The sequence below is a fragment of the Halorientalis sp. IM1011 genome (assembly GCF_001989615.1).
Taxonomy (GTDB): Archaea; Halobacteriota; Halobacteria; order Halobacteriales; family Haloarculaceae; genus Halorientalis.
Genome location: NZ_CP019067.1, coordinates 3,294,039 through 3,303,321, shown reverse-complemented (window position 1 = coordinate 3,303,321; position 9,283 = coordinate 3,294,039). Strand labels below are relative to the sequence as shown.

10 protein-coding genes are annotated in these 9,283 nt (G+C 60.8%); 5 read left to right on the top strand and 5 right to left on the bottom strand.

What is annotated here, in order from left to right:
• Nucleotides 1-8: 8 nt before the first annotated feature.
• Complete coding sequence (locus BV210_RS17200) at nucleotides 9-776, bottom strand: IclR family transcriptional regulator (protein WP_077207848.1); 768 nt, start codon at nucleotides 774-776, stop codon at nucleotides 9-11.
• Between the two features lie 678 nt (nucleotides 777-1,454).
• Between BV210_RS17200 and rdfA the strand changes: the two genes are divergently transcribed.
• Nucleotides 1,455-2,087, top strand: a complete 633-nt coding sequence (rdfA, locus tag BV210_RS17195; protein WP_077207847.1) for a rod-determining factor RdfA — start codon at nucleotides 1,455-1,457, stop codon at nucleotides 2,085-2,087.
• Nucleotides 2,088-2,123: 36 nt separating this feature from the next.
• On the opposite strand, the gene BV210_RS17190 is transcribed toward rdfA, so the two are convergent.
• From BV210_RS17190 to BV210_RS20360, 4 genes are all read right to left on the bottom strand, one after another.
• Nucleotides 2,124-4,073: an archaea-specific SMC-related protein gene (locus BV210_RS17190; protein ID WP_077207846.1), complete on the bottom strand. Its 1,950-nt coding sequence runs from the start codon at nucleotides 4,071-4,073 to the stop codon at nucleotides 2,124-2,126.
• A 246-nt stretch (nucleotides 4,074-4,319) separates the two neighbouring features.
• On the bottom strand, nucleotides 4,320-5,357 hold the full coding sequence (locus BV210_RS17185; protein WP_077207845.1) for a tyrosine-type recombinase/integrase: 1,038 nt from the start codon (nucleotides 5,355-5,357) through the stop codon (nucleotides 4,320-4,322).
• Nucleotides 5,354-5,743, bottom strand: coding sequence for a DUF5805 domain-containing protein (locus BV210_RS17180; protein ID WP_077207844.1), 390 nt, complete (start codon nucleotides 5,741-5,743; stop codon nucleotides 5,354-5,356). Before BV210_RS17180 ends, BV210_RS17185 begins: the two co-directional genes overlap by 4 nt.
• A 492-nt stretch (nucleotides 5,744-6,235) precedes the next feature.
• The gene (locus tag BV210_RS20360) at nucleotides 6,236-6,388 is read right to left on the bottom strand and encodes a hypothetical protein (protein WP_172824917.1); all 153 of its coding nucleotides are present in this window, start codon (nucleotides 6,386-6,388) and stop codon (nucleotides 6,236-6,238) included.
• Between the two features lie 147 nt (nucleotides 6,389-6,535).
• Between BV210_RS20360 and BV210_RS20355 the strand changes: the two genes are divergently transcribed.
• From BV210_RS20355 to BV210_RS17165, 4 genes are all read left to right on the top strand, one after another.
• A complete protein-coding gene (locus BV210_RS20355) occupies nucleotides 6,536-6,703 on the top strand; it encodes a hypothetical protein (RefSeq protein WP_172824916.1) in 168 nt (55 codons plus the stop codon).
• Between the two features lie 69 nt (nucleotides 6,704-6,772).
• Nucleotides 6,773-7,234 carry a pyridoxamine 5'-phosphate oxidase family protein gene (locus BV210_RS17175; RefSeq protein ID WP_077207843.1) on the top strand — a complete coding sequence of 154 codons (462 nt, stop codon included), beginning with the start codon at nucleotides 6,773-6,775 and terminating at the stop codon, nucleotides 7,232-7,234.
• Nucleotides 7,235-7,340: 106 nt separating this feature from the next.
• The gene (locus BV210_RS17170; RefSeq protein WP_077207842.1) at nucleotides 7,341-7,562 is read left to right on the top strand and encodes a hypothetical protein; all 222 of its coding nucleotides are present in this window, start codon (nucleotides 7,341-7,343) and stop codon (nucleotides 7,560-7,562) included.
• Between the two features lie 132 nt (nucleotides 7,563-7,694).
• Entirely contained in the window at nucleotides 7,695-9,260 is a 1,566-nt protein-coding gene (locus BV210_RS17165) for an AarF/ABC1/UbiB kinase family protein (protein ID WP_077207841.1), read from the top strand.
• Nucleotides 9,261-9,283: the final 23 nt, after the last annotated feature.

The window sequence follows — 9,283 nt, the reverse complement described above, 5'->3', positions numbered from 1 at the left end:
ACGCCAGCTTACCGCGTATCGGAGTAGTTCAGATTCACCTGAATCATGTTCGCCGTGCGCATGACGGCGTCCCTGATCCGTTCGAGGTCCTCGTCGTTGTCGATGCGACTGGCGGGGCTACAGACACAGATCGCACCCAGTACCAGGTCCTGCCGGCCGAGGATCGGGGCCGCGAGGCAGAGAACGCCATCGATCCGTTCCCCGCGATCGATCACGAACCCCTGTTCGCGCGCGTCCTCCAGTTGGTCGTCGAGTCGATCGCGTTCCGTCACCGTGTTTTTGGTCATCGCCGTTAGCCCGTGTTCGTCGATGATCTCGTCGACCCGCTCCTCGGGGAGGTGAGCGAGAATCGCCTTCCCCAGTGCCGAGGTATGCAACGGCATCCGGACGCCCGGATAAGTGTGGAGCTGGATCGCCGCCTCGCCCTCCTCGATATCGAGCAGGACGCCCTTCCCGTGTTCTTCGACCATGAGTGTGGCCAACTCGCCGGTCTCCTCGGCGAGCGACGTGAGTTCGGGTTCGGCGACCTGATAGAGCGGCCGCTTCACCCGCTCGGCTTCGCCGATCTCCAGGAACCGCGTGCCGGGGCGGTACACGTTGTCGTGTTTGGTCACGTACTGGATCTGTTCCAGCGTCTGGAGATAGTCGTGGACGGTACTGACGGGTTTGTCGACGTGGTCGGCCAGCGTCGACGCCCGGGCCCCGTCGAGCTGTTCGAGCCCTTCGATCAACTCGAAGGCGGTCTGTATCGACTTGATCCGGCCGTCGTTTGTCATACCCCACAATTCGACGTGTCACACATAACAGTTCCGCCATCGTCGGAACGATTGCCGAGAGAAGTAGTTTTGAAAACGACACTTCCACCGGGTCGATTTCGTCGTGAATCGTCGAATACGGTGGCGTGAGTGGTCTCTATGGTCGAATTCTGGACCCGGTCGAAGTTACGAGTCCGGACGGAATATTTCCGACCATTCCGGAAACGTTCTCGTGCGACCGAGACCACAGGGTGGCTATCCGCGAGTTCTGGTTCTTCGGGATTTCGAGATCCGGAAGGCTCGGAACGGTTGCTCCCGTGCTGCAATGGACAGCGGTCGACTCCCAGTAGTACTGATCGCCCGCCAAGATGACACGCAACCGGTTCGATGGACCGCACCACCGAATAACAGAACTACAGGCGTTATTAGATTCGTCGCGCAGTGGCCGAATTCCACGGGGCTCCCTATTCGACGTCCTCTGCCGTTCTGGCAGCCAAATAGCGGGACGATAGCTGCCGAGGATTACCGCAGTCGGCACCCCTGAACGGGATGGCCACCGTATTGGATGTGCTTCGACGGCATTAGAATAACAGTGATATGTGTGTTATTCCCGGGGGGCCAGATATAGGTACGTGACGGTCGAACCCGCTCTGGAACCCACGGATTTAATGGTCAGTTCCACTTATCGGAGCGTATACGATGGTTACAGAAGACGATACGGAGGGGAGGAACACGATCGACAGTAAGGTCGCCCGCCTCATCGACGAGTACGGGCTCGGTGGGGCGTACGGCGATCGCCTCGAATCGCTCTGGACCGCGGATGGGAGCGAACGGGAGAGTCTCAGGGCGCTCGCAGATCGGTTCAACGAGCGCCTGCTCGACGCTGCGATCACGGACGCCGGGATGTCGACGGTCGACGGCGAAGTCGCGAACATCTATCGCCTCCTGACCGACGACGACGTGAGTAGTGGGAATCGTATCGAAGCCCGCCGCCGTCTGGAACAACACGGCGTCGACGTCGACCAGCTCGAACGGGATTTCGTCACCTACCAGGCGATCCGGTCCTACCTCAAAGAGTATCGCGACGCACAGTACGAGAGTGACAGTCAGGCCGACCGAACGGAGAGCGTGGTCGATACGATCCAGCGACTGAAATCCAGGACGCGCTCCGTGGCCGAACGCAGCCTCGATCAACTCCGCGGGACCGATCGCATTACCCTCGGGGAGTTTCGGCTGTTCATCGACATAAGCGTCCACTGCGAGGAGTGTGAGACGCAGTACGAGTTCGTCGACCTGGTGAAACGCGGCGGCTGTGAGTGTGAGGCAGAATGATGTAGCATCGCGACCCTCGGATCGAGCCGGTATCGTTCAGATTTCGGTGACCCGGGCGTACTCGTCCGACAGCGCCTGTGCGTCCTCGGGGAGGAGCGCGACGACGAGGAACTGGACGTACTCCGAGAAGTACGAGACGAGATCGGCCAGTCGGTTGGCGTCGATCGCTTCGAGCGAGTCTAGCAGCATGAACGGCACCGTCTCGTGCACGTCGTGCACCAGATAGCCCGCCAGCGCGAAGGTGAGGCCGGTGACCTCGCGTTCGCTCTCCGAGAGGTGATCGATCGTGTCCTCGTAGGTCGTGCCCGAGTCCGTGGTGCGCACGACGTGGAGTTCGAAAGCCGTCTTCTCGACCTTGCGTCGCCCCTGCCTGACTGTCTTCTCGACGCGCTCGATCCAGATCCGTGCGAGGTTTTCATAGCCCAGCAGTTCGAGCACCTCGTCCATGTGGTCGTTGAACTCCTCGACGGCCCCCTGTTCGATCCGGTCGATGCGAGTCCGCTGGGCCTCGAGGTCCTCGCTGATTTCCTCGCGCTGTGCCCGCAGGTCGTCTTCGTCGGCCAGTCGGTCTTCGACAGTCGCGATGCGATCGGCGACGTCGTCGAGATCGGATTCGAGTTGTCCCAGCTCGAACTCGAGCTGGTTGGCCTCCTTGTGCAGGTCGAGAATTTCCGAGAAGTCCTCCGATTCCAGTGCCTCGACCTCGTCTTCGACCGCTTCGACTTCCTCGCTGAGGTCGTCGCGTCGCTCCCGAAGCTCTTCGAGTCGCGTCTCGCGCTGGTCGATCTCAGCTTCGAGGTCCGCCATATCGTTCTCGAGTGATTCGCGTCGGCGCTGGGCTTTCTCGCGGTCGCGCTTGTCGGACCGTAGCTCGTCGAGTTCGTCCTCGATCTCGCGGATTTCGCTCATCTGGTCCTGCCGGACCGTCCGGAGCGTGTCCACCGTCTCTTCGATGCGGTCGGGGTCGACTTCGCTCCCGCAGGTCCAGCAGATCGTCGACTCGGATTCGAGGAGCTGGTCGGTCAGATCCTCGTAGGGATCGTCCTCCGCGGCCAGTGCGTCGGTGACGTCCGTCTCCTCCCCGTCGAGCATCTCCTCGTTGAACTGGATGATGTCCTGGAGGTCGCTGACCTCGGATTCGAGCGTCAGTTTGCGCTCGCGAAGCCGAGAAATCTCCTGATCGATCTCCTCGTGCTCACCCATCGGCGTGTCGGGGAGTTCGTCGTGCTCGGTTTCGAGGTCCGCTAACTCACGCTCGAGCGACTCGATGCTCTCTTCCTGCACGTCGATGTCCGACCGGACGGATTCGAGGTCCGACCGGAGATCACGAAGGTCGTCGAGTCGGGATTCGAGTTCGCGTTTCTCCTCGCGGGTTTCGTCGACGTCGGCGTCGGCCGATTCGATCTCCGCTTCCTTTTCGGCGAGTGCCTCGCGTTTGGCGTCGATATCGTCCTCCAGTTCCCGTTTGCGCTCTTCCAGGGACGGGAGTTCCTCTTTGAGCGAATCCAGTTCGTCGAGTTCGTCGTCGATCTCCGTACGCTGGCGTTCGAGGCGGTCGATTTCGGCTTTGATCTCGTCGGTGTCGACGGGCCGCATGATCAGTTCCCGGAGGTCGCGCTTCTGGACGACAGTCTGCCGGGCCTCGTTCGATTCGAGCAAAAACGCGAACAGATCGGCCAGTGTGGCGTCCTCGAGGTACGGATCGCCACCGAACGCGATCGATCCGTTCGTCCGACTGAGGGTCCGTCGATACGTGTCGCCGTCGAGGGCGAGTTCCACCTCACCCTCGTCGGCATCTCCCTTGAGCGTCACGTCGTCGCTCCCCATGACGGCCATGATCGACTGCAGGAAAGACGTGCGGTTCGTCGCGTTACGTCCGGAAAGCACGGTCACACCTGGTGGAATATCGACCTCGGTTCGCGAAATACCACCGATATTCTCGGCGGTGACCGTCGCTTTCGAGCGTTCGGCATCGGCCTTTGACATACAGAACGGTCCGGACGAGCGAATAAATAAGTAGCTATCGTATCATGCTCCCGGGCTCGATACTGACCCAGGGACTGTACACCGTCCGGTGAACGATTCGTGATCGGACGAGCTACATCACGGGGTCTGTGGGGTGGTCGAACCAGCAGTTTGCATATAGCGGTATATGGTTTATGCGTTGTCCAGTAGACAATTAATATATGCTTAATTTAATAATCATACTGATGATTGGGCACGAGATCCCGGTCAGGAGAGCGAATAGATGTGAGATTCGTAGGTCTCACGGACACGGCTTCCCCAGTTGTGGGTGTAGGTGTCGATCACGTCCGAAGCCACGTCGCCGCGGAGGTACTTGACGATCCCGCGATCGCCGGTCCGGTCCCGGAGGTGTGTGGTGAAAAAGTGCCGGAAGTAGTGGGGTGTGACGTTCTCGTCGGCACCGCCGCCGGTCCGATACCATCCCATGCGTTCCGCGTTGGTCGCGACGATATGGTGGACGGCATCGATCGTGACGCGTTCTCCCCAGTTCCGGGTCGTGCTCACGAACACGGGATCGGCCGGTGACGCCGGGTCCGGTCGGACGGCGAGCCATCGCTCCAGCGTCGCTTTCAGCTCCGAATCGATCGGGACGACCGTCGCTCGCTTGCGTTTGTTCGAGGCGCTGCGTCGTTCGCCGTTGATGTGCTCGCCGCGTTCGGGCGCATCGTCGACGTATATCGAGTCCGGACGGCCCTCGAGCTGGGGTCTGACTTCGTCCAGCCCGGCGTTCGAGAGTGTGGTCCCGTCTAGATTGAGGTCGCGGACGTCGAGATTGCACAGTTCACCGGATCGCATCCCGGTCTTGAGGAGTGTCGTAACGATACCGTCGGCCAGCGGGTGTTGTAGTGTCTCCACGAACCCCCGCATCTCCTCGATCGCGAGGTCCCGTCTTGTCGGATCCGTGTGGATCGACTCGTCCATCTCCTCGATCACGACGGTCATCGGGTTGGCGTCGAAGACACCGACCTGAACCATGTAGGAGTAAAACCTGTGGAGGTAGGACGCGTACGTCGCGATCGAACTTTCGGCGTGTGAGCCACGGAGCGTGTGAATCCAGGACATACAGTCCCTGTAGGACGCGTCGTCCAGTCCGCCCATGTCGTTCGCGCCGAGATAGGTCTCGAACTCACGGAGAACCCGTTCGTAGGACTCCCGTGTACGGGCCGATTTGCCCTGAAACTCGATGTCTTGCAGGAAGTACGCCACCGGATCGTCCGCGTTCTCGGTGGTCCGTGCCTGGCTCATGGGTCCTCCAGAACGTATCCACCTTGCCGAGGACTGTGCTGAATACGCGGACTCTCCTGTAAGGTGCGTTCGAGTTCGGATTCTATATCGTCAGTTACTGCAGTCACGAGATCGTCCCAGGAGCAACACTCTCGCTTCCGGAGTTCGGCGACGACCTGGCCCTCCAGATCACCATTGTCGCTCTCCGGTGGCTCACCGGCCCGGTCGGCACCGTCGTCGGAACCGCCGTCGAAGCCACGACGCCCGGCCTGCACCATCGAGCGAACGAACTCGCTGAGGCTCATGTCCATGCGGTCGGCCTGTCGCTCCCACTCGTCTTTCTGGTACGCCGGGACGTAGGTCCGAACACTCGTCCGAGACGTGTCGACACCATCGTCGGTAGACATGTCCGTGTGATCGAACGCCGGGGACTAAAGGTTATCCCCAGTACTGCGAATAAACTATCTTATTTGTGTCTCTGTTACCCTCTCGCCGACGATATTGTAAAGATATTTGAGTTATTAGTGCCCTACGCACGGCTGTATGGTACCACTGCGCCAAATATACAAACGCCGCGTGCTTGGCGGGTGGTGGTCGGCCGATACTGGAGCGGTGGCGTTTTTCCGCCGTGACCCCTGGGGTCGAGGTGCTACTATCGGGGTTACAGATTTCGGTCGAAAAGGCCGATCGAGTATCTCGTCCGTGTCCGTCGAGTGAGCAACCGGTGACTGTCGTGGCACGCCCCCATCGTTCGTGTTCAGTTCGATAGCGATCGCTCCCGACGAGCACGATCCGATTCCGTCACAAACGAGTCGCATAAACCATATGCCGCTATAGGGACGACGGGTGTCGCAGTGAGGGGAATAGTGACAGGTTCTATAGTTATTCCCTCGAGGTGTTCACTCGGTGGAAAACTCGGCAGTCGTTACGGTGGCGCTACAGATGACGCACCCTTTCTCGATGAGCGTCTCTCGCATCGCCTCGTTGACCTCCAGGGACTCGCCGCACTCCTCGCAGACGAACCGATACTCCGCGGCCCCGTTCTCGACCATCCGTACTAACAGTTAGTACCCGGGGGTTAAATGAAGGCCTCTATTTCCAGCCACGCGGGAATTTGGATGGTCGCGGCCTGAACGAGTAATTCCCACTGCTCTGGAGGAAGAGTACATGATTTATCGGGGCCAGTCCTACGTGTAGGTATGACCAGTGGATCTGAGTACACCTTCGCCTGCCCGGAGTGTGGCGAATCCATACCGGTGAACACGGCCATGCGGGACGCCCTGGTCGAGAACGGCTGTGTGGTCTGCAGTGCGAGCGTACCGCCGACGGCGTTCTCTGAGACCACCCCAGACAGGCAGTCCGTGTAGTCGCTCCTCGGGCCACACTACAGGACGGACAACTATTAATCCCACAGGGGTTTAGACCCGAGCGAACAGATGGCTCTGGATCAGCAGACGTCGCTGTCGATGGACGAGACCGACACGGTTCTCGCCCGTCACGAAACCGGAGTGTTGTCGCTCGCACGCGACGACGAGCCGTACGCGATACCGATCTCCTATGGGTACGATAGTGACCAACGGCAGTTCTATCTGCGACTCGTCTCGACGCCGGAAAGCGAGAAACGTGCGTTTCTCGGCTCTTCACCACAGGTCCGACTCGTCGTCTACGAGAACGAAAACGACGTGTACAGGAGCGTCGTCGCAGTCGGGACACTCGAACAGATCCCCCGGTCGGAGTTGACCATCGAACACGTCGAACAGTACGGTGACGCCAAACGCCCGCTGTTCGAGATCTGGGGGAAGTCCAAGGAAGATCTCGACATTCAGCTGTATCAGCTCGTCCCCGAGGAGTTGAGCGGCCGGGAAGTGAACATCGACGAGGCACTGGATACTGCCTGATATCGGCCGGTAGCGACACAATTTTCGATTCGCGGGAACTTCCGAGCGGTGTTATACGGTGGGGAGACCACACTCCGAGTAAGCCGCCGACTCGGAGGGTATCACGATGGGCAACCACCAGACCGACGACGTTCCGGACGAAGCACCGCTCCCGACACCCGCACGCGATGGGGCGCGATCCGTGTCGATCACCGCGAAGATCGTGCCCGTACGCGATGGGACGGCCGAGTGTACGCTCTACCCGCCCAATGTGAGCGGCGTCGAGTTGATGACGACCTGGATCACCGCCGACGAGGACTCGTTCGTCTCCCTCGGGGAGATGCGGTGAGGTCTCGGTCGCACTTCCGACCGCGGTCGTTGGTCACGCGGACGAGTCGAATCCCAGCCAGGTATATGAATGAAACATTCGAACTGAAATTATGAACTGTCGATACAGAGACGAGACGGACGGGCGACACCGATGACGGGGTTCGTCCGCCGGTATCTCCTCGTCGTCGCCCGGTTTCTCCCGTTTGCCGTCGCGTTTCTCCGTGACCGACGGCGGTTCCTGCTGTTCGGGGGGCAAAGACGGCTCGACGAGGGTGCCCATCGTCGTCGGGCCGAACGGATGCGCGATACGATGCTCGAACTCGGGCCGGCGTTCGTCAAGGTTGGCCAGGTCCTCTCGACACGGCCGGACATCGTCCCGCCTCCCTACGCGGACGTGTTCGGGACGCTGCAGGACGAGGTCCCGGAGGACGCTGGTGGCGATCCGCGTGCGGTGGTCGAAGCCGAACTCGGGGACGAACTCGACCTCTCGACACTCGAGACCGTCGCCGGCGGGTCGCTCGCGTACGTCTACACGGTCGAGTATCGTGGGGAGCGGATCGCACTGAAGGTCCGTCGCCCCGGGCTGAAATCGGTAATCGAACGCGACCTCCAGGTCGTCCGTGCGCTGGTGCCGGTGATCGGCGTCTTCGTCGACGAGCGCCAGAAGTTCTCGATTCGCAACGCGGCCGACGACTTTGAAGAGATCATCGTCGACGAACTGGATTTCGACCGGGAGCGAGCGGTGATGCAGGACATCCGCAACAATCTGGCCGACGACGATCGGGTCGTGGTGCCGGCCACCTACGAGGAGTTGTCCTCCGAGCGGATCCTGGCGATGGACTATCTGACCGGGCGCAAGATAACCGACGAGGACGCGTTCGAGGGCGTCGACGTGACGCCACACGAACTGGCCGAACGGATCGCGACGATCTACCTGGAGATGGGGCTGGTCGACGGTGTGTTTCACGCGGACCCGCACCCGGGCAACCTCGCCGTCACGGACGACGGGCGGCTGTTGATATACGACTTCGGCATGAGCGAGCGGCTCTCTGACCGGGTTCAGACGGACATTATCGGCCTCTATCGGGCGCTCGTCCGGCGTGACGTCCACGAACTGGTCGACGCACTGATCGCACTGGAGGTCCTCGACCCCGGCGTCGACCGCGCGGAGGTCGGTCGGGTGCTCGAACTCGTCATCGAGAATCTCGAGGGTCGTTCGGAGGTCACCTGGCGGGCGATCATAACCGAACTGACGACGATGTTGCAGGATTTCCCGTTCCGGATTCCGCCGGACGTGATGTTGCTCATCCGGGTCGGAACCGTCGGTGAAGGCGTCTGTCGACAACTCGACCCGGAGTTCGACTTTCTGGTCGTCATCCGGCAGTTCCTCGTCGAACAGGGGTTCATCGAACGCGAACTCGAAGGGATGGTCGAGGAAGCCTGGACAGATGCACAGCGGTCACTCCCTGCGCTCACGCGTCTTCCAGCGCGACTCGACCGAACGCTGGACCGACTCGAACGCGGTGAACTCGTCGTGCGGACCGAACGGGCGAACGGGGCCCCTCAGAGAGATCGACTCGGATACGCCGTTCTCGCGGGCGCGCTGGCCATTACCGCGTCGATACTGACCGTACAGGACGGTCCGTTCGCGGTCGTCGCAGGTGGGCTGGGAGCCGTCTTCCTCGTCGCGTATCTGGTCGCCCGTCGAAATAGCTGATCGTCGGCGTTTCCAGGAACGAA

Excerpts from the sequence above, each read along its gene's own strand:
- BV210_RS17190 (WP_077207846.1), bottom strand. The coding sequence starts at position 4,073 with ATGTCAAAGGCCGATGCCGAACGCTCGAAAGCGACGGTCACCGCCGAG.
- BV210_RS17200 (WP_077207848.1), bottom strand. The coding sequence starts at position 776 with ATGACAAACGACGGCCGGATCAAGTCGATACAGACCGCCTTCGAGTTG.
- BV210_RS17170 (WP_077207842.1), top strand. The coding sequence starts at position 7,341 with ATGGGCAACCACCAGACCGACGACGTTCCGGACGAAGCACCGCTCCCG.
- BV210_RS20355 (WP_172824916.1), top strand. The coding sequence starts at position 6,536 with ATGACCAGTGGATCTGAGTACACCTTCGCCTGCCCGGAGTGTGGCGAA.
- BV210_RS17175 (WP_077207843.1), top strand. The coding sequence starts at position 6,773 with ATGGCTCTGGATCAGCAGACGTCGCTGTCGATGGACGAGACCGACACG.
- BV210_RS17180 (WP_077207844.1), bottom strand. The coding sequence starts at position 5,743 with ATGTCTACCGACGATGGTGTCGACACGTCTCGGACGAGTGTTCGGACC.
- BV210_RS17185 (WP_077207845.1), bottom strand. The coding sequence starts at position 5,357 with ATGAGCCAGGCACGGACCACCGAGAACGCGGACGATCCGGTGGCGTAC.
- BV210_RS20360 (WP_172824917.1), bottom strand. The coding sequence starts at position 6,388 with ATGGTCGAGAACGGGGCCGCGGAGTATCGGTTCGTCTGCGAGGAGTGC.
- BV210_RS17165 (WP_077207841.1), top strand. The coding sequence starts at position 7,695 with ATGACGGGGTTCGTCCGCCGGTATCTCCTCGTCGTCGCCCGGTTTCTC.
- rdfA (WP_077207847.1), top strand. The coding sequence starts at position 1,455 with ATGGTTACAGAAGACGATACGGAGGGGAGGAACACGATCGACAGTAAG.